Source organism: Bradyrhizobium sp. CIR48, from assembly GCF_014198315.1.
GTDB lineage: Bacteria > Pseudomonadota > Alphaproteobacteria > Rhizobiales > Xanthobacteraceae > Bradyrhizobium.
The window spans coordinates 61507-85527 of the sequence record NZ_JACIHG010000002.1; the positions used below are offsets into that span (position 1 = coordinate 61507).

The 24021-nt window shown below is 65.1% G+C and carries 17 protein-coding genes; 5 read left to right on the forward strand and 12 right to left on the reverse strand.

Features of this window, described 5'->3' with window-relative positions; genetic code table 11:
• Positions 1–143: 143 nt before the first annotated feature.
• Positions 144–557 (reverse strand): flagellar assembly protein FliX, encoded by a 414-nt coding sequence (locus tag GGD66_RS06770; protein ID WP_018321841.1) that lies wholly within the window; start codon positions 555–557, stop codon positions 144–146.
• Positions 558–841: 284 nt separating this feature from the next.
• On the opposite strand from GGD66_RS06770, the gene GGD66_RS06775 reads away from it, so the two are divergent.
• The 4 genes from GGD66_RS06775 to GGD66_RS06790 all read left to right on the forward strand — a co-directional run bounded on the left by GGD66_RS06775 (position 842) and on the right by GGD66_RS06790 (position 3363).
• Entirely contained in the window at positions 842–1966 is a 1125-nt protein-coding gene (locus tag GGD66_RS06775) for a flagellar basal body P-ring protein FlgI (RefSeq protein ID WP_026202627.1), read from the forward strand.
• Positions 1966–2334, forward strand: a complete 369-nt coding sequence (gene flgJ, locus GGD66_RS06780) for a flagellar assembly peptidoglycan hydrolase FlgJ (RefSeq protein WP_018321839.1) — start codon at positions 1966–1968, stop codon at positions 2332–2334. Before GGD66_RS06775 ends, flgJ begins: the two co-directional genes overlap by 1 nt.
• An 11-nt stretch (positions 2335–2345) precedes the next feature.
• Positions 2346–2840: a hypothetical protein gene (locus GGD66_RS06785; RefSeq protein ID WP_183257190.1), complete on the forward strand. Its 495-nt coding sequence runs from the start codon at positions 2346–2348 to the stop codon at positions 2838–2840.
• Between the two features lie 163 nt (positions 2841–3003).
• A complete protein-coding gene (locus GGD66_RS06790) occupies positions 3004–3363 on the forward strand; it encodes a hypothetical protein (RefSeq protein ID WP_018321837.1) in 360 nt (119 codons plus the stop codon).
• A 68-nt stretch (positions 3364–3431) separates the two neighbouring features.
• Here the strand turns inward: GGD66_RS06790 and flaF are convergent, their stop codons facing one another.
• The 5 genes from flaF to GGD66_RS06815 form a co-directional block, all read right to left on the reverse strand.
• The gene (gene flaF, locus GGD66_RS06795) at positions 3432–3800 is read right to left on the reverse strand and encodes a flagellar biosynthesis regulator FlaF (protein ID WP_008554779.1); all 369 of its coding nucleotides are present in this window, start codon (positions 3798–3800) and stop codon (positions 3432–3434) included.
• 294 nt (positions 3801–4094) lie between these two features.
• A complete protein-coding gene (locus tag GGD66_RS06800) occupies positions 4095–6383 on the reverse strand; it encodes a DUF1522 domain-containing protein (protein WP_018321836.1) in 2289 nt (762 codons plus the stop codon).
• 219 nt (positions 6384–6602) lie between these two features.
• On the reverse strand, positions 6603–8891 hold the full coding sequence (locus GGD66_RS06805; protein ID WP_179737805.1) for a DUF1522 domain-containing protein: 2289 nt from the start codon (positions 8889–8891) through the stop codon (positions 6603–6605).
• A 323-nt stretch (positions 8892–9214) separates the two neighbouring features.
• Positions 9215–11503 carry a DUF1522 domain-containing protein gene (locus GGD66_RS06810; RefSeq protein ID WP_183230129.1) on the reverse strand — a complete coding sequence of 763 codons (2289 nt, stop codon included), beginning with the start codon at positions 11501–11503 and terminating at the stop codon, positions 9215–9217.
• Positions 11504–11865: 362 nt separating this feature from the next.
• A complete protein-coding gene (locus GGD66_RS06815) occupies positions 11866–14154 on the reverse strand; it encodes a DUF1522 domain-containing protein (RefSeq protein ID WP_183257191.1) in 2289 nt (762 codons plus the stop codon).
• Positions 14155–14476: 322 nt separating this feature from the next.
• Between GGD66_RS06815 and flbT the strand changes: the two genes are divergently transcribed.
• Positions 14477–14914 (forward strand): flagellar biosynthesis repressor FlbT, encoded by a 438-nt coding sequence (gene flbT / locus GGD66_RS06820; protein ID WP_028144338.1) that lies wholly within the window; start codon positions 14477–14479, stop codon positions 14912–14914.
• 69 nt (positions 14915–14983) lie between these two features.
• On the opposite strand, the gene GGD66_RS06825 is transcribed toward flbT, so the two are convergent.
• From GGD66_RS06825 to flgK, 6 genes are all read right to left on the reverse strand, one after another.
• Positions 14984–16483, reverse strand: coding sequence for an aspartate aminotransferase family protein (locus tag GGD66_RS06825; RefSeq protein WP_183257192.1), 1500 nt, complete (start codon positions 16481–16483; stop codon positions 14984–14986).
• Entirely contained in the window at positions 16480–17733 is a 1254-nt protein-coding gene (locus GGD66_RS06830; RefSeq protein WP_183257193.1) for a RimK family alpha-L-glutamate ligase, read from the reverse strand. The genes GGD66_RS06825 and GGD66_RS06830 overlap by 4 nt, the downstream gene beginning before the upstream one ends.
• Position 17734: 1 nt before the next feature.
• Positions 17735–19384, reverse strand: coding sequence for a hypothetical protein (locus GGD66_RS06835; protein ID WP_183257194.1), 1650 nt, complete (start codon positions 19382–19384; stop codon positions 17735–17737).
• Positions 19374–20150, reverse strand: a complete 777-nt coding sequence (locus GGD66_RS06840) for a hypothetical protein (RefSeq protein ID WP_183230137.1) — start codon at positions 20148–20150, stop codon at positions 19374–19376. The genes GGD66_RS06835 and GGD66_RS06840 overlap by 11 nt, the downstream gene beginning before the upstream one ends.
• Positions 20151–20221: 71 nt before the next feature.
• A complete protein-coding gene (locus tag GGD66_RS06845; RefSeq protein ID WP_183257195.1) occupies positions 20222–22105 on the reverse strand; it encodes a flagellar protein in 1884 nt (627 codons plus the stop codon).
• A 21-nt stretch (positions 22106–22126) separates the two neighbouring features.
• Positions 22127–24010 (reverse strand): flagellar hook-associated protein FlgK, encoded by a 1884-nt coding sequence (gene flgK / locus GGD66_RS06850; RefSeq protein WP_183257196.1) that lies wholly within the window; start codon positions 24008–24010, stop codon positions 22127–22129.
• Between the last annotated feature and the right edge of the window lie 11 nt (positions 24011–24021).

The following is a 24021-nucleotide window of genomic DNA, read 5'->3' on the forward strand; positions in this document are numbered from 1 at the left end:
GAGGCGCGAGGCATGGGACGCAACGCGTCCCATGGGGAGCCTCGAAGGATGCACGGCCGAGATGCTTCAGCGGGCCCGTCGCCCTTCGAGGCTTGCCCTGCAATTGCATTGCAGGGCGCGCACCTCAGGGTGACGGATGACGATTAAGCCCGTCCGGCCTTGGCGAGTTCAACCTCGACGCGCAGCTCGATCTCGGAGAGCACTGCATCGAGACCGGGATCGCCCGAGGACGATTTCAGGTTCGCCGCGGCATCGCGCAGGCGCATCACGGTCGAGGCGTCGAGATTGCCGGCCAAGAGGCCCATCTTGAGATCGTCGAGCACGTCGAGCGCGGTCCTGCCGCGGGTGACCGAGCGCTTGCGGCGCTCGACCGGATCCTCCTCGACGCCTTGCAGCGCGAGCAGCCCGTCGATGTTGGTGGCGGCCTTCGGTGCGGCAGCGCTCCGGGTCTCCTGCGCCGACGAGGTGTCGGGCAACACGAAAGTGCCGGAGCCGGTCCGCCTGGCCTGGTTGGCCGGCGTTCCAAGCGTCGTGCCGTTCGGTCCGTAGATGCGCATCGGAGGGAATCCGGGTGATCGATGCGGTCACCTTCGCCGTCTTATGGTTAACGGCGCGTAAACGGCCCGGCAAAATCTGCCGACGGGCGGCAGTTTCGCTCCTCAGGGACAACGCTCGCTGACACCGGTCGAAACAGATTTATTCAACCTATTCAGCGGCCTATCCCTTCCGCCCCGGGTTGGCACAGCCCTCGCAAGGACAGCGCCGGACCAGCTCGTCATGGGAGTGTCGTGCAGGTCCTTCCGATTTGAGGAGCCCTTTGAGGATCCTTGGGGAGCAGAGGATGCCAAGCGTTCGTTGGGTGAGGATTGTTGGGGTGGCCTGCGCCGCGCTGTCGGCGCTGGTGCTGTCGCTCGCGCCGGCGGCTGCGACCTCGCGCATCAAGGACCTCGCCAATATCGAAGGCGTGCGGCAGAACCAGCTCATCGGTTACGGTCTTGTCGTCGGCCTTAACGGCACCGGCGACACGCTCAACAACATCCCCTTCACCAAGCAATCGCTGCAGGCGATGCTCGAGCGCATGGGCGTCAACATCCGCGGCGCCACCATCCGTACCGGCAACGTCGCCGCCGTGATGGTGACCGGCAATCTGCCGGCCTTCGCCACGCAAGGCACGCGCATGGACGTCACCGTCTCCGCGCTCGGCGATGCCAAGAACCTCCAGGGCGGCACCCTGCTCGTCACCCCCCTGTTAGGTGCCGATGGCAATGTCTACGCGGTGGCGCAGGGCTCGCTCGCGATCTCCGGCTTCCAGGCCGAGGGCGAGGCGGCCAAGATCGTGCGCGGCGTTCCGACCGTGGGACGCATCGCCAACGGCGCCATCATCGAGCGCGAGATCGAGTTCGCGCTCAATCGGCTGCCGAACGTGCGCCTGGCGCTGCGCAACGCCGACTTCACCACGGCCAAACGGATCGCGGCCGCGGTCAACGACTATCTCGGCGTCAAGACCGCCGAACCGATCGATCCCTCCACGGTCCAGCTTTCGGTCCCGCCCGAGTTCAAGGGCAACGTCGTCGCCTTTCTCACCGAGATCGAGCAACTCCAGGTCGACCCGGATCTTGCCGCCAAGATCATCATCGACGAACGCAGCGGCATCATCGTGATGGGGCGCGACGTCCGCGTCGCCACCGTCGCGGTGGCGCAGGGCAACCTCACCGTCACCATCTCCGAGAGCCCACAGGTGAGTCAGCCCAACCCACTGTCGCGCGGCCGCACGGTGGTCGCGCCGCGCAGCAGCGTCACCGTCACCGAGGACGGCAAGAAGCTGGCCGTCGTCAAGGACGGCGTCTCGCTCCAGCAGCTCGTCGACGGCCTCAACGGCCTCGGCATCGGTCCGCGCGACATGATCAGCATCCTCCAGGCAATCAAGGCCGCCGGTGCGATCGAAGCCGACATCGAGGTGATGTGATGCAGGCGAGCACGATCAGCACACCGCGCCTCGCCACCTCCTCGGCTTTCTCGGTCGAGAGCCGCAACGGCCGGCCCGATTTCGAGCTCGCCGCCGCCCTACAAAAGGTCTCGCCGAAGCAGCAGGCCAGGGCGCAGAAGACCGCCACCGACTTCGAGGCGATGTTCCTCAACAGCATGTTCTCGCAGATGACATCGGGCCTGAAAGGCGAAGGTCCGTTCGGCGACACGCCCGGCACCGGCGTGTGGCGCTCGATGCTGACCGAGCAATATTCCAAGAACTTCGCCAAGGCCGGCGGCGTCGGCATCGCCACCGAAGTCTACCGCACCCTCATCATGCAGCAGGCGAAAACGATCCGCACGGCATAAGGTCAAACGAGATGAACCATTTCAACGCCTCACGTCAGCCGATGCAACAGCGCCCGAACACCGCGCCCGGCAGCGCCGAGGCGCGCAAGCTCGCCGAAGACCTGATGGACGCGATGAGCGCGCTGCTCGGACTGATCGAGCGCGAGACCGAGCTCGTTCGTGCCGGCAAGGTCCGCGAGGCGATGACGCTCGAGAGCAAGAAGCAGGAGCTGTCGCGAAACTATGTCGGCGCCGTCAGCCAGTTGAGGGCAAACCAGGCGCAGCTTGCGAAATCCGCGCCGGAGCTGCTCTCGACGCTGCACCGCCACCACGATGCGTTCCGCGCGATGCTCCAGGTCAATCTCACCGTGCTCGCGACCGCGCACGCGGTCTCCGAAAGCGTCGTGCGCGGCGTCAATGCCGAGCTCCAGAAGCGCAACGTGCCGAACACCTATACGGCCGCTGGTCGCCGCGCAGCTCCAGGTCCGCGCCACATCACGCCGTTGGCGGTCAGCCGCTCGCTCTGAGCTGAGCGCCACAAGAACAAGCGACAATTTTACGAAAAACCGCGCGGCGAAATCGTCGCGCGGTTAGTCACGTTTCCTTACCGGGTCTTCAGTCCTGGTGTTCCATGGTTGCGTTATTAGAGGGGTTGGGATTTGACTCACATTAGGCAACCAGGAGGCTGCCATGAGTACAGATTTCAGCATCAGGCCGGTGGGGATCCCGGCCCCCGTGCAGATCGTCACGACGTCCAATGCGGCGGCGAACGAGGCTGTGCAGACTGATCTTCCGGTGCGCCAGACGGTCGCCGCGGCGGATACGGGCGCGCCCGTGCGCAACGATCTGCCGAACCACGAGAACGTCTCGCGCCAGGTCGTGTTCGACCAGGCGGCCGCATCGTTCGTCTTCCAGGTCGTCAACGAGAGGACCGACGCGGTGGTCAACCAGTTCCCCGACGAAGCGATGCTGCGCCGGCGGGCCTATTTCCATGCAATGGATATGAAGTCCGAGCCCTCGCGTCCACTCAGCACCGACGTCAGCGCCTGACGATTGCGCATTGAGCTGGCCGGCAATCGCTGGCAAATGCTCGCGATGCCGACCATCACGTGTCCTCGTCACGGCCGTCCGGACAGGCCCGCAGCGATATTGCGGTTGATCTCGATCAGCGGACGGAAGTGATCGAACTGCGGGCTCATCTGCAGCGCGGCGGTCTGGCTCAGCACGAACACGCTGATGTTGGCGATCTTCTGCCGGACGTCGATCGGCTGCGGATTGTTGTCGCGCATCGCCTCGCTCAGGAAGATGGTCCAGAGCTTGCGGTTGAACATCAGGGCCTGCATGGTCTGCTCGCTGAGCGGATCGGCGTTGTTCACCGCATCCTGGAGTTTGTTCGCGGCCTTGAGCAGGGTCTGCGCCTCGATGTCGCGAGGAGATGCGGTGGTTGTTGCAACACGCGCATAAGCCGAGGCAGCGGAATTCGACATCAATCACACCCTGGAGGTTACCTAGCGCGTTGGACGCGCTTAAGGATTTCTTTCCCAACCCTAGGCAGCACCGCTTAAGATTTGCTTACGTGTTGTGCTTGGAAGCCCTCCGGATAATTACGGGTCACGGAGCTCTTCGTCGGCGCAACGCTAGATCCACGCACGCACGATGTAAATTCGCTTCGCGTGATGCGTGTCGATCTCAGCTAATCTTGTCTTAGCGATCTCCCTCAAAAGAACGGCGGAGCGTTAGCCCCGCCGCGATATATCGTGTGGCGATCTTGCGCCTCGAAATTAGCGGAGCAGCTGCAACACGCTCTGCTGCGACTGGTTGGCCAGCGACAGTGCGGACACCGCGATCGACTGGCGGGTCGACAGCGCCTGGCTGTTGGCCGCTTCCTCGTTGGTATCGGCGAGCGTCAGGTTGGACGAGCCGGTCTGCAGCACGTTGATCAGGTTCTTGGAGAAGTCCTGGCGCACCTGCACGATCGAGAGGTTCGAACCGAGCGAGGAGCCTTCCGAGCGCAGTCTGCTCGAGGCGGCATTCAGGCTGGCCAGCACCTTGTTGGTGGCGCCGTTGTCGATGAAGTCCGTGCCGGGAACGAGATTGCTGAGGCCGAGGCCGGCCGCGTTGAACACGACGCCGTTGATGCCGAGCGTGGAGCTGCCGGTTTCGTTGAAGACCAGCTTCAGCGTGTCGCCGTTGAGCAGGTTGATGCCGTTGAAGGACGAGTCCTGCGACGTCGTATCGATCTGCGCCAGGATGTTGTTGAACTGGCTGACCAGGCTCGAACGCGCCGTCTGCGCGACGGGATCCTGAACCGGCGGCTGTGCAGTGGTAAAGGCGAGCACGCCGGTGAGCGTACCACCGACCGCGCCGCCCGCCGCCGTCGAGCCAAGGGTCGAGGAGGCGTATTCGTTGACGGTGGTGACCGTCAGCACGCCGTTGGCGTCGATCGTCGCCGTCAGGTGGTTGGCCTGAAGCTGCACATTGAGCTGATCGAGCGTCTTGACGGTGCCGTTGGTGCCGTCGCCGAAGGTGACGTTCACCGGCGTACCGCCGTTGAAGGAGGAGAAGGTCAGGGTCTTGCCGCTGACACCGCCAACACCGGAGGTTCGCGCCGCGGTAAAGGCGGTCGCCGTTCCCGTGTTGCCGCTGAGGCCGAACGCGCTGAGGGCGTTGCCGGTGCCGGTGATCGAAAGATCGGAGTTGATGCCGGTGGAGAGCGCAAGCTGACCGCTGCTGTTGACGGACGACGGGATCTGGCCCGCAGTGGTCGACAGGGTCGCCGCGCCGTTAAAGAGGCTCGCGGTCTTGACGCCGGTGGCAAGGTCGACCGCGTTGAGCAGGTCGGTCAACGTCGCGCTCTGGATATAGACCGTCGAGTTGCCGTTGCCGTCGGTGACGATGTTGCCGCTGACGCCACCCGACGTGACGCTCGCCGCCGATTGCGGCGTCTGCGCGTTCTTGAACGTGATGGTGTGGCCGTCGATGTTCAGCGTCGAGCCGTCCTGAACGAGAGAGCCGAGCGAGCCGGCGGTTGTCGACCGGTTCGCGGTCACGCTTGCATTGCCTGCGCCGGTCGCCGCGGTCAGACCGAGCTTGTTGAGGAAGTCGGCCTTGCCCGTCACGCTCAGATCGGCGCCGGTCGAGCTCTTCAGCGTGACCTGGCCGCCGGTGATGGACGATGCGACTTGAAGCGTGCCGACGGGACCCGCCGAACCGCTGACCGCGATGGTCGCCGCACCCGCACTGATTGTAGCGGTCTTGACGCCGCTGGCGAGGTCGATCGCGGTGAGGACGTCGTTGATGGTCGCCGCGGGCGCCGCCGCCGTTCCCTCATAGACGATCGAATTGCCGTTGCCGTCGGTGGCGATGTGCCCGCTGGCGTCGAGGCCCCAGCCCGTCGGCTGCGTGGCCGGAGCGACGCCGGTGCGGAAGGTGATGGACTTGCCGTTCACCGTGATGGTGTCGCCATCCGCGGGCGCGGCGCCGAAGGTGGTGGAAGCGGTGGTGCCGACCAGCGTGGCGGTGCCACTGAGCACGGTGGTGCCGTCGGCCGCGGTCGCCGCAAATCCGACCAATGTGCCGGCGCTCGAGCCCAGCGAGGCGCCAAGTGCGGCGGTTCCGGTGACCGGGGTCGTGCCACCGGCAGCACCGGTATAGAGCACGTTGCTCTTGGCGGTCGCGCTTGCATAGGAGGTCGTCCCGCGCAAGTCGGCCGGCGTCGCACCGGGAATGGTGGTGGAGACGTTCGACTTGGTGGAATAACCGACCGTGGTCTGCAGCGCCTGGTTGGCGATCGATTTCGCGCTGTCGATCAGCTTCTGCAGCGAGGTGATGCCGGTGTTTGCGGCTTGCAGCACCTGGACACCATTATTGATGCCATCGAGCAGGTTGCTGATGTCGCTCGCCCGGTTGTCCAACCCCTGCGCCGTGAAGAAGTTGGTGGGATTGTCGAGCGCGGTATTGACCTTCTTGCCGGTCGACAGCCGCTCCTGCGTCGTGGCCAGCAAGTCGGCCGTCGACTGCAGCGACAACAGGTTCTGGCGAACGGACGCCGAGAGAACGATGTTGGACATTGGCGAGTCTTCCTCTTGAACCGGATACGAATCGGCCGCGCGGTCTCGAAAGCGGGCTTTTGTCCAGTTTTAGGAGGTGTCCTTTAAAGTATGGTTAACGCCGGTTTAATCGATAGGGTTAACCGCCGGTGAACGCCCCTGCCCGCCTCCGGACGCAAAAAAGAGCGGCGGGGCAAATGACCCCGCCGCCCGATTTTATTTAGTAAATTCAGTCGCTTATTAGCGGAGCAGCTGGAGCACGCTCTGCTGCGAGGTGTTGGCCAGCGACAGCGCGGAGACCGCGATCGACTGGCGGGTCGACAGCGCCTGGCTGTTGGCCGCCTCGACGTTGGTGTCGGCCAGGGTCAGGTTGGACGAGCCGGTCTGCAGCACGTTGATCAGGTTCTTGTTGAAGTCCTGACGGATCTGCACGACCGAGAGGTTCGAACCGAGGCTCGAGGCTTCCGAGCGCAGCGTGCTCGACGCGGCGTTCAGATTGGTCAGCACCCTGTTGGCGGCGGCGTTGTCGATGAAGTCGACGCCGACGGTCAGGGCAGCAAGACCAAGACCCTTGGAGTTGTAGGTCACGCCGGTGATGTTCAGGCTCGACTTGCCGGTCTCGTCGAACACCAGCTTGAGCTGGTCGCCGTTCAACAGGTTGACGCCGTTGAACGAGGAGTCCTGCGAGGTCGTGTCGATCTGGTTCAGGATGTTGTTGTACTGGGACACCAGATTGGCACGCGCCGTCTGGGCAACGCCATCCTGGACGGGGTTGGAGGCCGTCGAGAAGGTCAGCGCCGAGGTGAGCGTTCCGCCGATCGCGCCGCCGGCAGCCGTCGAGCCCAGCGTCGAGGACGCGTAGTCGTTGGACGCGGTGATGGTCAGCAGGCCGTTGGCGTCGATCGTCGCAGACAGGTTGTTGGCCTGCAGCTTGGTGTTGAGCTGGTCGAGCGTCTTGACCGTGCCGTTGGTGCCGTCGCCGAAGGTGACGTTGACCGCCGTGCCGCCGTTGAAGGAGGAGAAGGTCAAGGTCTTGCCGGCGATGCCGCCGATGCCGGAGGTGCGGGCCGCGGTGAAAGCGGTCGCGTTGCCGGTATTGCCGGCGAGGCCGAACACGTTCAGCGCATTGCCGGTGCCGGTGATCGAGAGGTCGGCGTTGACGCCGGTCGAGATCTTGAGCTGACCGGACGTATTGATCGTCGAATTCGACTGACCGGTGGCGGTCCCAAGCGTCGCGGTGCCGTTGGCGTTGATCGTCGCGGTCTGCACGCCGGTGGCAAGGTCGATCGCCTTCAAGACGTCGTTGACCGTGCCGGCCTGCAGGTAGACCGTCGAGTTGCCGTTGCCGTCGGTGACGACGTTGCCGCTGACACCGAAGCCGCTCGGAACGCTCGGAGCCCCGGTCGAGCCCGGAACCGGCGCGTTCTTGAAGGTGATGACGTGACCATCGACGTTCAGCGTCGAGCCGTCCGCGATCTCCGCACCCAGCGAGGCCGCGCTCGTGGTGCGGTTGACGTTCACGGTGGCATTGCCTGCACCTGTTGAGGTCGTCAGGGCGAGGGCCTTGAGCAGGTCGGCCTTGCCGGTGACGCTCAGATCCGCACCAGTCGAGCTCCTCAGCGTGACAGCGCCGCCGGCAACGGTCGAGGCGGTCTGGCCGACACTCGTGGCGATCGTCGCAGCACCCGCGCTGATGGCAACTGTCTTGACGCCGCTGGCGAGATCGATCGCGCTCAACAGATCGTCGACGGTCGCAAGCGTCGCAGGCGTGCCGGTGCTACCGAGATAGACGGTGGTATTGCCGCTGCCGTCGGTGACGAGATGGCCGCTGACGCCCGAACCGGCGGGAACACCGGTCGCCGCCGGCGCGACGCCGGCGCGGAAGGTGATGGTCTTGCCGTTCACGGTCAGGGTGTCGCCGTCGGCGGGCTGGGCGTTGCCGGCCAGGCCGCTGGCGCTCGTGCCGTTGGTGGCGATCAGGGTGATGGTGCCTTCCAGGGTCGTGGTACCGCCGGCGCCGGTCGTTGCGCCAGTGCTCGCGAAGACGCCGATGCTGGCGCCGAGCGTCGTGGTGCCGGTCGCCGCCGTGGTGCCGCCCGCCGCGCCGCTATAGAGCACGTTGCTGGATGCGGTGGCGCTCGCGAACGAGGTCGTGCCGCGCAGGTCGGCCGCGGTCGCACCGGAGATGGTGGTGGAGACGTTCGACTTGGTGGAGTAACCGACCGTGGTCTGCAGCGCCTGGTTGGCGATCGACTTGGCGCTGTCGATCAGCTTCTGCAGCGAGGTCAGGCCGGTATTGGCAGCCTGCAGCACCTGCACGCCGTTGGCGATGCTGTCGAGCAGGTTGTTGATGTCGCTGGCGCGGTTGTCGAGCGACTGTGCCGTGAAGAAGTTGGTGGGATTGTCCAGGGCCGAGTTGACGCTCTTGCCGGTCGACAGACGGTTCTGTGTGGTGGCGAGAAGATCAGCGGTGGACTGGAGAGAGAGGAGGTTCTGGCGAACCGACGCAGAGAGAACAATACCTGACATGACTCTTACCCTTCTGGCTTACGCGTCTTCGTTCGATCGCTTCGGATCGAGTGACGGGGCCAGCGTGCCGCGACATGGCTAACAAAGGGTGAAACGAACATCGCCCGCATAAGCGCCGGTTCACCATAAGCGGGTGGGAAACGCGGAGCGAGATGGCAATCAGCCTGAAATCATTGGCAATTCTTTGCGCTTACGCTCCATTAACCATAACCGCTGGTTACTTTTCGGAGTGTCGCCTGCCCTCTCAAAACCTCGAGCGATAAACGAAAAGCGGCGGGGCCGAAGCCCCGCCGCCGGATCTTGCTCGCGATGTCGTCCGCGATTTAGCGGAGCAGCTGGAGCACGCTCTGCTGCGACTGGTTGGCCAGCGACAGCGCGGAGACCGCGATCGACTGACGGGTCGACAGCGCCTGGCTGTTGGCCGCCTCGACGTTGGTGTCGGCCAGGGTCAGGTTGGACGAGCCGGTCTGCAGCACGTTGATCAGGTTCTTGTTGAAGTCCTGACGAACCTGCACGATCGTCAGGTTCGAACCGAGGCTCGAAGCTTCCGAGCGCAGCGTGCTCGAGGCGGCGTTCAGGTTGGTCAGCACCTTGTTGGTGGCGGCGTTGTCGATGAAGTCGACGCCGCCGGTCAGCGCAGCAAGGCCGAGACCCTTGGAGTTGTAGGTCACGCCGGTGATGCTGAGGTTCGACTTGCCGGTCTCGTCGAACACCAGCTTGAGCTGGTCGCCGTTCAACAGGTTGACGCCGTTGAACGAGGAGTCCTGCGCCGTCGAGTCGATCTGGTTCAGGATGTTGTTGTACTGAGACACCAGGTTCGCACGCGAGGTCTGGGCAACCGTGTCCTGGACGGGGGTGGAAGCCGTCGAGAACGTCAGTGCCGATGTCAGCGTACCGCCGATCGCACCACCCGCCGCCGTCGATCCGATGGTCGAGGACGCGTAGTCGTTGGTGGTCGAGACCGTCAGCAGGCCATTGGCGTCGATCGTCGCCGTCAGGTTGTTGGCCTGCAGCTTGGTGTTGAGCTGATCGAGCGTCTTGACCGTGCCGTTGGTGCCGTCGCCGAAGGTGACGTTGACCGCGGTGCCGCCGTTGAAGGAGGAGAAGGTCAAGGTCTTGCCCGTGAGGCCGCCAACGCCGGAGGTACGAGCCGCGGTGAACGCGGTCGAGGTCCCCGTGTTACCGGCGAAGCCGAGCACGTTCAACGCATTGCCGGTGCCGGTGATCGAGAGGTCGGCGTTGACGCCAGTCGAGATCTTGAGCTGGCCGGAGGCGTTGATCGACGAGTTGGTCTGGCCGGTGGCGGTCGCAAGCGTCGCGGTGCCGTTGGCGTTGATCGTCGCGGTCTGCACGCCGGTGGCAAGGTCGATCGCCTTCAAGACATCGTTGACCGTGCCGGCCTGCAGGTAGACCGTCGAGTTGCCGTTGCCGTCGGTGAGGACGTTGCCGCTCGCACCATAACCGCTCGGAACGCTCGGAGCACCGGTCGAGCCCGGGATCGGCGCGTTCTTGAAGGTGATGACGTGACCGTCGACGTTCAGCGTCGAGCCGTCCGCGATCTCCGCACCCAGCGAGGCCGAGCTCGTGGTGCGGTTGACGTTGACCGTGGCGTTGCCGCCGCCCACGGCCGTCGTCAGGGCGAGCGCCTTGAGCAGGTCGGCCTTGCCGGTGACGCTCAGATCCGCGCCTGTCGAACTCCTCAGCGTGACGGCACCGCCGGCAACGGTAGAGGCGGTCTGGCCGACGCTTGTGGCGAGCGTCGCAGCACCCGAGCTGATGGCAACTGTCTTGACGCCGCTGGCGAGATCGATCGCGCTCAACAGATCGTCGACGGTCGCAAGCGTCGCAGGCGTGCCGGTGCTACCGAGATAGACGGTGGTATTGCCGCTGCCGTCGGTGACGAGATGGCCGCTGACGCCCGAACCGGAGGGGACACCGGTCGCCGCCGGCGCGACGCCGCTGCGGAAGGTGATGGTCTTGCCGTTCACGGTCAGGGTGTCGCCGTCGGCGGGCTGGGCGTTGCCGGCCAGGCCGCTGGCGCTCGTGCCGTTGGTGGCGATCAGGGTGATGGTACCTTCCAGGGTCGTGGTACCGCCGGCGCCGGTCGTTGCGCCAGTGCTCGCGAAGACGCCGATGCTGGCGCCGAGCGTCGTGGTGCCGGTCGCCGCCGTGGTGCCGCCCGCCGCGCCGCTATACAGCACGTTGCTGGATGCGGTGGCGCTGGCGAACGAGGTCGTGCCGCGCAGGTCGGCCGCGGTCGCACCGGAGATGGTGGTCGAGACGTTCGACTTGGTGGAGTAACCCACCGTGGTCTGCAGCGCCTGGTTGGCGATCGACTTCGCAGAGTCGATCAGCTTCTGCAGCGAGGTGATGCCGGTGTTGGCAGCCTGCAGCACCTGCACGCCGTTGGCGATGCCGTCGAGCAGGTTGTTGATGTCGCTGGCGCGGTTGTCGAGCGACTGTGCCGTGAAGAAGTTGGTGGGATTGTCCAGGGCCGAATTGACGCTCTTGCCGGTCGACAGACGGCTCTGTGTGGTGGCGAGAAGATCAGCGGTGGACTGGAGGGAGAGCAGGTTCTGACGAACCGACGAAGAGAGGACGATACCGGACATTGAGTGTTACCCTTCTGGTACGCAACGCAACAAACAAACTTCGATTAGGATTAATCGATGCCGGGACGGTGAACGCAGACGGCTAACAAAGCATGAAGCGTGTCGCACCAGTCCTTGCGCGGATTCACCATACGCGCGTTCGGAGCCTGATCCGCTCCTCCCATATCGTCATGATAGGATGACGCTTTTTGGTGCAGCGACGAGCCATTTGCCACTTGTCAACCATAACTCAGAGTGAGCAATTGGCTGCATTCGAATGCATCATTCCCGGTTCGTCATGCGGCACCTGATGCCGGCGCAAAAAAGAAAGCGGCGGGGCCGAAGCCCCGCCGCCGGATCTTGCTTGCGATGTCGTCCGCGACTTAGCGGAGCAGCTGCAGCACGCTCTGCTGCGACTGGTTGGCCAGCGACAGCGCGGAGACCGCGATCGACTGGCGGGTCGACAGCGCCTGGCTGTTGGCCGCTTCGGTGTTGGTGTCGGCCAGGGTCAGGTTGGACGAACCGGTCTGCAGCACGTTGATCAGGCTCTTGTTGAAGTCCTGACGAACCTGCACCACCGAGAGGTTCGAACCGAGGCTCGAGGCTTCCGAGCGCAGCGTGCTCGACGCCGCGTTCAGGTTAGCCAGCACCTTGTTGGTCGCGGAGTTGTCGATGAAGTCGACGCCGCTGGTCAGGGCAGCGAGGCCCAGACCCTTGGAGTTGTAGGTCACGCCGGTGATGCTCAGGTTCGACTTGCCGGTCTCGTCGAACACCAGCTTGAGCTGGTCGCCGTTCAAGAGGTTGACGCCGTTGAACGAGGAGTCCTGCGCCGTCGTGTCGATCTGGTTCAGGATGTTGTTGTACTGAGAGACCAGGTTCGCACGCGAGGTCTGGGCAACCGTGTCCTGGACGGGGCTGGAAGCCGTCGAGAACGTCAGCGACGAGGTCAGCGTGCCGCCGATCGCACCACCTGCGGCGCTCGAACCGATGGTCGAGGACGCGTAGTCGTTGGTGGTGGAGACCGTCAGCAGGCCGTTGGCGTCGATCGTCGCCGTCAGGTTGTTGGCCTGAAGCTTGGTGTTGAGCTGATCGAGCGTCTTGACCGTGCCGTTGGTGCCGTCGCCGAAGGTGACGTCAACCGCCGTGCCGCCGTTGAAGGAGGAGAAGGTCAAGGTCTTGCCGCTGATGCCGCCGATGCCGGAGGTACGAGCCGCGGTGAACGCGGTCGAGGTGCCGGTGTTGCCGGCAAGACCAAGCACGTTCAACGCGTTGCCGGTGCCGGTGATCGAGAGGTCGGCGTTGACGCCGGTCGAGATCTTGAGCTGACCGGACGTATTGATCGTCGAATTCGACTGACCGGTGGCGGTCCCAAGCGTCGCGGTGCCGTTGGCATTGATCGTCGCGGTCTGCACGCCGGTGGCAAGGTCGATCGCCTTCAAGACGTCGTTGACCGTGCCGGCCTGCAGGTAGACCGTCGAGTTGCCATTGCCGTCGGTGAGGACGTTGCCGCTCGCACCATAACCGCTCGGAACGCTCGGAGCCCCGGTCGAGCCCGGAACCGGCGCGTTCTTGAAGGTGATGACGTGGCCGTCGACGTTCAGCGTCGAACCGTCAGCGATGGTCGCACCGAGCGAGGCCGAGCTCGTGGTCCGGTTGACGTTGACCGTGGCGTTGCCGCCGCCCACGGACGTCGTCAGGGCGAGGGCCTTGAGCAGGTCGGCCTTGCCGGTGACGCTCAGATCCGCGCCTGTCGAGCTCCTCAGCGTGACGGCACCGCCGGCAACGGTCGAGGCGGTCTGGCCGACGCTGGTGGCGATCGTCGCAGCACCCGAGCTGATGGCAACTGTCTTGACGCCGCTGGCCAGATCGATCGCGCTCAACAGATCGTCGACGGTCGCAAGCGTCGCAGGCGTGCCGGTGCTACCGAGATAGACGGTGGTATTGCCGCTGCCGTCGGTGACGAGATGGCCGCTGACGCCCGAACCGGAGGGGACACCGCTCGCCGCCGGCGCGACGCCGGCGCGGAAGGTGATGGTCTTGCCGTTCACGGTCAGGGTGTCGCCGTCGGCGGGCTGGGCGTTGCCGGCCAGGCCGCTGGCGCTCGTGCCGTTGGTGGCGATCAGGGTGATGGTGCCTTCCAGGGTCGTGGTACCGCCGGCGCCGGTCGTTGCGCCAGTGCTCGCGAAGACGCCGATGCTGGCGCCGAGCGTCGTGGTGCCGGTCGCCGCCGTGGTGCCGCCCGCCGCGCCGCTATAGAGCACGTTGCTGGATGCGGTGGCGCTGGCGAACGAGGTCGTGCCGCGGAGGTCGGCCGCGGTCGCACCGGAGATGGTGGCGGAGACGTTCGACTTGGTGGAGTAACCCACCGTGGTCTGCAGCGCCTGGTTGGCGATCGACTTCGCAGAGTCGATCAGCTTCTGCAGCGAGGTGATGCCGGTGTTGGCAGCCTGCAGCACCTGCACGCCGTTGGCGATGCCATCGAGCAGGTTGTTGATGTCGCTGGCGCGGTTGTCGAGCGACTGTGCCGTGAAGAAGTTGGTGGGATTGTCCAGGGCCGAATTGACGCTCTTGCCGGTCGACAGACGGTTCTGCGTGGTGGCGAGAAGATCAGCAGTGGACTGGAGGGAGAGGAGGTTCTGGCGAACCGACGCGGAGAGGACGATGCCTGACATAACTCTGTTACCTTTCTGGTAAACGACGCAACTGTTACTCGTCTGCTTGGATCGAGAGTGACCCAGCGACCGGCGGACCGTGGCGCCGAGACCTCTAACGAAACATGAAATGAAATCCGTGCCTTTGCCGGGTTTCGCGTGATTCGGCCGGGGACGCCGCGCAAGATCGCCGCGCAGCCGCAAGGGTACGACCTTGAAAATATTGCGGTTTCCCGCGTGAACGGCTGGAATTTACAGCTCGTTAACTAATTCCGAGCGAGAATCACGTCTTAATAGGCCGCAACGAGCGCTCGGTTACGAAAGCGTTGATGGAGAACAGGCAATGGCCCTCAAGGTCGAGCTCAGACCGCACGAACGCATCATCGTCGGCAACTGCGTGATTACCAATACGGACCAGCGTGCGCGCCTCCTGATCGACGGCGACAACGTGCCGATCCTGCGCGAGCGCGACATCCTCACGCCCGAGACCGCGGATTCGCCGGCGAAGCTCGTCTATCTGGCGGTCCAGCTCATGTACATCTCGCCGGATCCGCAGAGCCAGCACGGCACCTATTTCAACCTGGTGCGCGATATCGTCACCGCGGTGCCGAGCGCCTGGCCGATCATCGAGGGCATCAACAACAACATCCTGAACGGCGACCTCTACCGGGCGCTGAAGGATGCCCGCAAGCTGATCGCCTATGAAGAGAAGCTGCGGAGCCAATTCGAGGCCACCCATCCCCAGACGGAAGCGGCCAAGGACGTGAGCTCCGCCGCCTGACCATCGACGCAAACGACAACGGCCCCGGATCGTCTCCGGGGCCGTTGTCGTTTCAGCCATGCACCAGTGCTATTGCGCCGCGAGCGGCGGTGCCTCGACCTCGATCATTCCGTCGGCGAACCGCCGGCTGCCGAACTCCAGCACGGCCGCGACCAGCGCGTCGATGTCCGCCTCCTCGGTGCGGTGATTGACGATCGCGGCGCGGATCGCAAACCTGCCGTCCAGCGTCGTGCTCGAGGGAGCTGCTATTCCGGACTCCTGGATGTCGGCGACAATCTCGCGATTGACCGCATCATCGGCACGATAGCGGAAGCAGACGATGTTGAGGTTGACCGGCGCCAGCAATTCCAGCCGCGGTTCGGCCATTACGCGGGCCTCCAGATATCTTGCCAGCGCGCAGCTTCTCGTGATCGTCGCACCGAGCCGATCGGTACCGAATGTCTTCAGCGTGAACCACGTCTTCAGCGCACGGAAGCCGCGCGACAGATCGGGACCGAGATCGCAGGGCCAGATCGCGCCCGCCGCAAGCCCCCTCGCCTCGCGGCGCAGATAGGCCGCGGGCTGTGCGAAGGCCTGCCGATGCTGCTCGCCATCGCGCACCAGGAGGAATCCGGCGTCGTAAGGCACTTGCCCCCATTTGTGGAAGTCGAGCGCAATGGAATCTGCGAGCTCCATGCCGCCGAGCAGCGGCGCGAGCTCGGGCGAGAAGATCGCAAGCGCGCCGAAAGCGCCGTCGACGTGAAACCAGATGCCCTCCTCGCGGCACAGCTCCGCGATCGCCTTGAGGTCGTCGATCGCACCAATGTCGACCGTGCCGGCAGACGCCACGACCAGGAACGGCTTGAAGCCGACCTCGCGATCAACAGTGATTTGCGCACGCAGCGCGGCTACGTCGATGCGATGATCGGCATCGACGCCGACCTTGCGCAGCGCATCGGTGCCGAGCCCGGCGATGTCCATCGCCCTGGAGACGCAGCCATGCGCGGCCTGCGACGTATAGGCCGTCAGCACCGCACCGTCATTGCCGATGCCGTATTGTCGCGCCAGCGTGCCGAGCGCAGCCGTCCGCGCCACCAGCACCGCCATCAGATTGGCCATCGACGTGCCCGTGACGAAGATGCCGCTCGCACTGTCCGGAAACGCGAACAGGTGGCGCATCCAGTCGACGATCTGGCGTTCGACCTCGATCGGCATGTGGTCGCGTCCGCCGAGATTGGCGTTGAGGCTGGCCGCGAGCATGTCCGCGACCATGCCGACCGCGGTGCCGCCGCCATGCACCCAGCCCATGAAGCCGGGATGGACGTTGCCGGTCGCATACGGCGCGACGTGCTCGGCGAATTCGCGATAGACCTCGGCGAGGTCGCTCGCCTCGCGCGGCACGTCGGCCCTGAAGGCCGCGCGGGCGCTATCAGGGATCGGCTGCCAGACCGGGCGCGCCCGAACGTTGGCGATGCCGTCGATCGCATCGTCGAGCATGCGATGGGCGAGCGCGCGAAATTCGCTCCAGTCCTGCGGGTCGAGCGAGGCGTGCGCGACGGAGCTTTGCGCGTTGCGGATGATCTCGTTCATGCTGCACTCCCCTCGCCTGCTCTTGCATGCCGCGACAACATCGCCGAGAACGCCGCAAAGATCTTGCGCATCTGTGGCGGCTTGTAGGGAAACACGGCCGGCGAATCCATGTTGTGCACGACAGCGGTGTTGTCGGCCTCGAACACCAGGAGCTCGCCGCCCTGGTTCTCGGCGCAATCGACGATGAAATAATCGAGGCCGACGCGCCTGCTCATCTCGTCGAGCGCGCTTTTGTGGCGCGCGGCGAAGGCGTGATCGAAGTCGCGCATGAAGATCGCTTCTTCTGCCCGCTTCTCCTCGCTGAACGCCATGTAGGCGTTGAGATACCAGATGTCCCAGCGGTCGGCGATCGCCATGTGGCAGGCGTAAGGTTTGCCGTCGACCATCGCGAGACGATATTTGCGGTAGAGCCCGTCGGGATTCACATAGTCGACGAAGCGCGCGACGAAAAAATCCTGCTCATCACGCTCGGTAAGATAGGCTGCCAGCGCGGCCGCATCGTCGAGCTTCGCGAGTCCGACGCCGGCATGCGAGCCGCGCGGCCGCGCGATCATCGGAAAGCGCAATTCACCCGCGATGTCCCGGCAGGCGATCTGCCCTCGCGAAAGATCTGACAATTGCGCGCGCGTCGCGTGAATGGTCGCGGGAATATCGAGACCCGGCACGCCGGCCAGTAGCCGATGCAGCTTGTCGCGATCGAGGTTGCCGATGCGATCGGGACGATTGAGCAGCGGCCGCGGCCAGTGCGGCGCGGCCTGCTCGATCGAAGCGAGCGCCTCGCGGCATTCCTCGGAATCGGAGGCGACCACGATGGCAACGTCGTGCTCGGGCAAGTTCTCCGGCAGACCGACGCCCTTGACAACGTAGAGCGTCAACAGCTCGATGTCGGAGCCTTCGAGCAGGAAATCGATCGGCGTGTTGCCGCCCATGTCGATGTCGGCTGCTAGCGCGAGCACGCGCAAGCCCGGCTTCGGAGCAGCGCTCGGCGTGCGAAACAATTGGTGGAAGCTCAGCACCTCCGACTGGATCGCAAGCCCCTGATCCTTGTCGCCGAGTAGCTGGGTGATCAACGACAGATCCAGTCCTTCGCCTGCCAGTGCGGTCCCCGCCGCGATCCGCGCCAGCAGCTGGTCGCGCAACGGATGCAGGTCGACACCTTCGAAGGCCTGGCGCGTCAGCTGCGAAAAGCCGATGCGATCGGCATAGTTCGCCGTGGTCATGCGAAGCGGCGCGGAAACCGGATGCTGCATCTCACACCTCGAACGCGGAGTTTACCGGCGCGGCCGCGACCGCGCCACGGTCAAGCAGCAGCTCGATCTTTACCAGGACATGGGCGATGCGATCGAGAATTTGCTGCACGTTGCGTTGCGCCTGCGCTATGTCGGGCGACCAGGCCTCGGTCACGAGCCGTGCGCCGACGCAGAGGCGCAGCACGGCCTGCGGTGCCTCGTCCTGCCGCTCCAGCCGGACCGGCTGGCCGATCAGGCAGCGCTGCACGGCGACCTGCCGGTCCGCCGCACTGCCGCCGATCGCCTCGTTCATGTCGCGCGCCAATGCCCGATGAACGGCGGCGGTCTCGGCGATCGAGACCGGCTTGCCGTCGCGCAGCAGGATGAACGGAAAGATCGTGGTTTGTGCAAATTCCTCATCATCCGCGCCGGCAGTCCCGATCGCGGATGGAACGGGGCGAAGCGACGGCGACAGCGCGATCATGCTGTCGATGCCGGCGGCGAGCTCGGCGAGTATCTCCGCGCGGAAAGCCCCGGGCACCGTGTAGTAGCGGCCGATCTCGGCCAGCGCCGCTTCCCAGCGCAACCATTGACCGAAATTCGGACGGCGCTCGAAGCGCGAACGCAGCGCCGTCCAGGCCACCGGCCAATCGCAACGGCCGGCATAGTCGAAGATACCAGGCGCGATCCCCTCGACCCGGTCGAGCGACCGCGAAAGGCCCTTCGGCACCAGCACCGCGCCGCTGAAGGCCGGCCCGCCGAAGAATTTGGAGCCTGTCATCAGCACCATATAGCCGCGGTCGAGATAGGAGCGCAGCCGGCGGCGACCGAACCGGGCCTGGCAGGCATCGACGACGATCTGGACCTTGCGCGGCCAGCGCCGCGCGATCTCGTCGAGACAGGCCGCGCTCGGTGCACGCCAGCCGAGCTTGGATGCATCCATGATCTGGAGCAGCACCGGCGCACCTTGCGCGATCGTGGCCTCGACCGTACGCAGCACCGCGGCATCCGTGTCCGCGCGCATCGCAATCCCGGGCTCGGTCGCGAGCAGCGGCAATGCGAGACTGGCGCCGGCGAGCCCCGCAACCGCACCGTCCTTGCGAACCGCAAGGCCGCTCGCCGTCATGGAGCTGAAATGGTGCCCGCGGGCGGTGTGGATCGTCCCGCTTCCGGTCTGGTCGGCGCCGACCACGATCGTCACCGGCGGCGCCCCGAGCACCGCGCGCGCCAGGAACAGGGCATGGAGCTGGGAGTCGGTGCCGGAGGGCGAGAACACGACGTCGACACGCGGCGAGAGCTGGAGATGGCCGCGCAGCTCGTCCCGCATGTCCTCGCAGCGCGCATCGAAGGCGATCTCGACCTCGTCGAACAGGCACTTGTGCATCAGCTCTTCGCGCGCCAGCGCGGCACGGTCGTAAGCCACTTGCGAGATCGTCGATGCGGTCGAGGAGGCGAAATTCCAGATCTCCGGCTCCGGCGAAGCCGCGCAGCCATAGCCGTTGACGCGATCCCTGGCGTCGAGCGCCAGCCGCGGATCACCGCCGGAGACCAGCAGCGTGTCCAGTGGCGTGAAGAGATCGCGCAGGAGATAACGTGAGCCGCCGTCGGGGGCGCGCTCCTGACCTGACAGACGGGATGCGCCGGCGCTCATCCCGGAAGGCTCACGCCGCATCGGCCGCAGCCGCCGGCGCGAATTGCGAGGCGATATCGCCGTGGAACACCGACGGCCCGACGTGATCGAGCGAACTCTGGATGTCGGCCCAGATCTCGCCGCCGATATCGGTCCAGCGCTTGCAGAAGGCGAAGTCCTCGGACAGATACGTGCCGGTCGCCGCATCGATCATGCATTCGAACAGCGCAAACCGGTTCTGGCTTGCCGCCAGCGTGTCGTGCGAATGCTCACGGAAGAACTGCAACGCCGCATAGTCCGGATGGCGGCACATCGCCTCCAGCGCCTGGCGCCGGATCATCAGGAAGCCGGTGCCGGCATAGCGCACCCGGGTGAAACCGTTGACCACGACGATGCGGTCGGGATCCTCGATCTCGAGCACGTAGTCGAGCGAGGCGGCCGGCACGTCGGTGCGGCCCGACTGGATCGCCCGCGCGGCCTTGTCCCAATTGACCCGCTTGATCGGATAGCAGCCGGCGACGACATCCGCGCCGCATTCGATCAGCCGAAACACCTGCTCCGGCTTGAAGCCGATATCGGCGTCGATGAACAGGAAATGCGTCGCCCTGGGATCGTCCAGGAACATCGCGACCAGATTGGCCCGCGCGCGGGTGATCAGCGCATCGCCGTCGCGCAGCAGCACCTTGAGCTCGAGATTGGACATGCCGTGCACAGCGCGCTGCAGCGCGAAGATCGAGCTCGCATAGATGCTCGACACCTGCCCGCCGAAGCACGGCGTTGCCACCACCAGTTGCATCCTGTCCGACATCGGCAGCTCCGCCCCGCTCCAATCCTCACCAAGAGGTAAAGAGGCATGGTTAACGGCGCCTTAACGCGTCCTTACAGGAACTTGACGAGCGAGAGCTGCGCCAGGTTCGAGGTCACCTGATAGGACGCCTGGAGCGCGTTCTGCAGCGCCAGCAGCTGGCTCGCGACCTCGTCCGGCGAGGCCGATTCCGCCTGGTCGATGATGGTCTGGAGCTGCGCCTTGGCCTGGGTCTGGCGCGTGCTCGCGTCCTTCATCGTGTTCTGGGCCATCGCGATGTCGGTCTGGATGTCCTCGATGCGCTGCTGGCCGGGCTGCTGGGTCAGCGCCTGGGTCGTGCGCAGGCTCAGCGCAGCGACCTGCCCGCCCGAATACTGCCCGGTCGGCGAGGTCGAGAAGGTTCCGAACACCGCGATCGCCTGCAACTGCCGGCGGATCGCGTCCTCGTTCGCCTGGGCCCCGTACTGCACCGTGACGGAATCGTCGACGCGCGCCATCGCGGTCGAGCGCGCCGAGCCGGGCCCGTCATTGCCAAGATACCATTCCACGGTGGCGGCCGAGCCGTTGACCAGCGTCGTCGCCGAGCTCGCGGGCGAGGATCCGACCCGCAGTGGCGGCTGGGTGGCGGTCACGGGCGTCGCGCTGAAACCGAGCGAGCCCAGCGCGCCGGTATTCGAGCTCGTGATGTTCAGGCTCGCCGCATCGTCGGTGTTGATCGTGATCGAACCGCCATGGACCGTCGAGGGCTTCGACGTCCCCGTGATCTGGTCGATCTTGCCGAGCAGATTCTGGATGCTGTCGGTGACGTTGAGCTGGTTGCCGGTCGCGCCCGAACTGACGAAGGTCAGCGTGGTGCCGTTGACGGTGATGGTGTCGCCGGCGACGAAGCCCGGCGAGATCGAATCCGAGGGGCTCACCCCGGACAGCGCGGTCGCGCCGGTCACGGGCGCCGGCGGCGCCGCCTGGTTGTTGACGGGCGTGCCGATCGCCGAGCTTGCGGTGTTGAAGAAATTGTCGCCGGCGACGATCGCGGATGCCGCCACCAGCGAGGTGTTGGCGAGCTTCGTGATCGCGGTGTTCAGCGCGGCGTTGAGGTTGTTCGCGGTGTTGGTCGGGTTGACGGGGGTGCTGGCGTCGATCGCGAAGCTGCCGAGCGGCGTTGGCGTCGCCGTCGACGCGGTCAGATCGATCTGCTCGGTCGAGCCGTCCGGCAGCGTAAACTGCACGCTCAGCTTGTCGCCATTGTTCGGGTTGACGCCGTTGAGATCGACCGAGAACGACACCGGCGAGCCACTCGGGCCGGTGATGGTCGCGCCCGTCAGGGTCGAGGATACCGCCTTGAGCTTCAGCCCGAACGGCGATCCGGCGGCGTCTTCCGACACCTGGATCGAGCTCGGCGTCGGCTGCGTCTGCACCAGGCGGCCCATGCCGTTGGCGCCGAGGTCGGCGGCCTGGCGCTCCGCCATCACGGTCTTGAACCCCGCCTGCGTCGTGGTGCCGTTGATGATGTCGCCGGCATCCGCAACCGACTGCGTGTTGACGGCGGTTCCGGAAAACAGATAGCGGTTGCCCGTCTGCGTGTTGAGCACGCCGACCATCGAGCCGAACTGGGCGGCGGCGGTGTTCTGCGCGATGGTCTGGCCGTTGACGTTGAGATCCTGCGCGGTGTTGGCCGCGCCGGTCTGCACCGTGCTGCGGATCTTGGTCAGCGACTGCAACGCCGTGTTGGCGAGGTTGATGCTGACATTGACGTTGGTGATCGTGTCGGTATAGGCGGCGATGTTGGAGAGCTGCGCGCGCCCGGCGATCGCAAAGCCCTCGTTGGTGCCCATCCCGGAATAGTTCTGCGACAGCTTGCCGGTCGAGAGCTGCGTCGACAGGTCGGTGAGCTGCTGATTGATGTTGCGGATCTGCGAGCCGAGAATCGACGAAGAGTAGTTGATGCTGCTGATCGACATGTTTCAGAGCCCTGTTACTTGTTACACTTGAGCCTGGAGCAACGTATTCATCATGCTCTGCACCACCGACATGACGTGGGCGTTGGCGGCATAGGCATTCTGGAGCTGGATCAGGTTCGACATCTCCGAGTCCAGATTGACCTTGGAGGTCGAGTCGAACTTGGCCTGGAGCGTCGAGACCACGACGCTCTGGCCCTGCTGCAGCTGGGTGGCCTGGGTCGCGGAATTGGCCTGGACGCTCAGGAACTGCTGCAGATAATTCGAAACGCTGCCGGTGAAGGGCTGGCTCGCCGAGCCGAGACCGCTCGCTGGCGAATAGGAGAACACCGCCGAGGTGAGCTGCGAGTAGAGATAGTCCGAACGCGCGGTGTCACCCGACGGCGTCAGCGGCGAGGTGTTGTACACCGACATCCGGGTCGGGTCGGAGACCAGCTGCGTGTTCACGGCGATGCGTCCGGCAAGGCCGGTCATCTGCGAGCCCGAGGCGGTGATCGCGCCGGTGTAGAGCGCCTGTCCGCCGTCGGTGAACAGCGGCAGTTGCGGATTGCCCGAGGTCAGCGACGAGATCGTCTTGGTGATCGAGGATGAATTGACCTTGGCGAGGCCGCTGTTGTCGTCCGTGATCCGCAGCGTCGTGGCGGTCGCCGGCGACGGCGCGGCGGAGAACGTCAAATGCGAGGTGGAAAGCGCCGTGTTGAGTGCCGAAGCGATCGCGCCCATGCCGCCGGAGAAGTTCACGCCGATCTGCATCGGGTTGGCGTTGGCCGCGTTCTGCAGCGGCAGCGCCGCCGGGTCGGTGACGTTGACAAGGGTGACCTGGCGCTTCGTGTTGGTCGCCGTGTCGGTGTAGGTGAAGGTGGCGGTGTTGCCCGGCAGCGCACCGGCAAGGTCGATGTCGAAACCGACCGGTGGGCCCGACACCGTGGTGCCGGCGGTGGTCTTGTCCGACAGCGCGCTCGACATCGTGGCGGCGAGCTGGTCGATCTGGTTCTGCGCCTGCACCAGCGTCTCGTCGCGCAGCTTCAGATCGGCCGCGATCTGGCCCGAGGAGACCACGTTGTTGGCGACGACGTCGACCTTCGAGCCGTTCGGCAGCACGATGTTGAGCGCGCCGACGCCGGACTTGGCCGGATCGATGTTGTAGAGCGAGGTCGCCGACAGCGCGCCGGCGGAAGCAAAGGTGAATTGCGAGGCGAGCCCGGCCCCGACGAGCTGGATGCCCGTCGTGGTGTAGATGTTGGCCTGGTTCGAACCGTCGGTGGTGACGCGCACGTCGACATATTTCGACAGCGTGTTGATGGCCTGGTCGCGCTGGTCCATCAGCGTCGCGGCCGAGGGGTCGTTGGCCGACAGGCCCTGCAGCTTGGTGTTGATGTCGGCGATCTGCTGCATAGCGACGTTGGCCGCTTGCGCCGAATTGCCGAGATCCTGCTCGACGTTGGAGCGCAGCGACTGGATGCCCTTGGTGGTGACGTTGAGCTGCGTGGCCAGCGCCTGCGCCGCGCCGAGCGCAACGGTTTGCGCCGATGAGGCGCCCGAGCTGGTCGACAGCGCTTGCAGCGCCGTGGTGAACTTGTTCAGCGCGGTTTCGAGCGTGCCGCTGTTGCCGGGCGTGCCATAGACATTCTGAAGCTGCTTCAGGATGTTGGCCATCTGATCGGCGTAGCCGCTGCCGCCGGTCTCGGTGCGCAGCTGATTCAGCACATAGGTGTCGAGCTCCCGGCTGACGCCGGTCGTCATCGCCGTCGAGCCGAAATCGCCGGTGGTGACCTCGATCTGGTTCGGGGTCTGGACGACGTAACCCGGCGTCTGCGCATTGGCGACGTTCGAGGAGACGATCGAGAGCGCGGCCTGGTTGGCACGCAGACCGCTCATCGCACTGGCGAGGGCTGAACTCAAACCCATGTTACTTGCCG

Bases quoted from the DNA above. Each gene is read 5' to 3' on its own strand.
- GGD66_RS06815 (WP_183257191.1), bottom strand. From the start codon at position 14,154: ATGTCAGGCATCGTCCTCTCCGCGTCGGTTCGCCAGAACCTCCTCTCC.
- flgK (WP_183257196.1), bottom strand. From the start codon at position 24,010: ATGGGTTTGAGTTCAGCCCTCGCCAGTGCGATGAGCGGTCTGCGTGCC.
- GGD66_RS06790 (WP_018321837.1), top strand. From the start codon at position 3,004: ATGAGTACAGATTTCAGCATCAGGCCGGTGGGGATCCCGGCCCCCGTG.
- GGD66_RS06770 (WP_018321841.1), bottom strand. From the start codon at position 557: ATGCGCATCTACGGACCGAACGGCACGACGCTTGGAACGCCGGCCAAC.
- GGD66_RS06785 (WP_183257190.1), top strand. From the start codon at position 2,346: ATGAACCATTTCAACGCCTCACGTCAGCCGATGCAACAGCGCCCGAAC.
- GGD66_RS06800 (WP_018321836.1), bottom strand. From the start codon at position 6,383: ATGTCCAACATCGTTCTCTCGGCGTCCGTTCGCCAGAACCTGTTGTCG.
- flaF (WP_008554779.1), bottom strand. From the start codon at position 3,800: ATGTCGAATTCCGCTGCCTCGGCTTATGCGCGTGTTGCAACAACCACC.
- flbT (WP_028144338.1), top strand. From the start codon at position 14,477: ATGGCCCTCAAGGTCGAGCTCAGACCGCACGAACGCATCATCGTCGGC.
- GGD66_RS06825 (WP_183257192.1), bottom strand. From the start codon at position 16,483: ATGAACGAGATCATCCGCAACGCGCAAAGCTCCGTCGCGCACGCCTCG.
- GGD66_RS06835 (WP_183257194.1), bottom strand. From the start codon at position 19,384: ATGCGGCGTGAGCCTTCCGGGATGAGCGCCGGCGCATCCCGTCTGTCA.
- GGD66_RS06840 (WP_183230137.1), bottom strand. From the start codon at position 20,150: ATGTCGGACAGGATGCAACTGGTGGTGGCAACGCCGTGCTTCGGCGGG.
- flgJ (WP_018321839.1), top strand. From the start codon at position 1,966: ATGCAGGCGAGCACGATCAGCACACCGCGCCTCGCCACCTCCTCGGCT.
- GGD66_RS06830 (WP_183257193.1), bottom strand. From the start codon at position 17,733: ATGCAGCATCCGGTTTCCGCGCCGCTTCGCATGACCACGGCGAACTAT.
- GGD66_RS06775 (WP_026202627.1), top strand. From the start codon at position 842: ATGCCAAGCGTTCGTTGGGTGAGGATTGTTGGGGTGGCCTGCGCCGCG.
- GGD66_RS06805 (WP_179737805.1), bottom strand. From the start codon at position 8,891: ATGTCAGGTATTGTTCTCTCTGCGTCGGTTCGCCAGAACCTCCTCTCT.
- GGD66_RS06810 (WP_183230129.1), bottom strand. From the start codon at position 11,503: ATGTCCGGTATCGTCCTCTCTTCGTCGGTTCGTCAGAACCTGCTCTCC.
- GGD66_RS06845 (WP_183257195.1), bottom strand. From the start codon at position 22,105: ATGTCGATCAGCAGCATCAACTACTCTTCGTCGATTCTCGGCTCGCAG.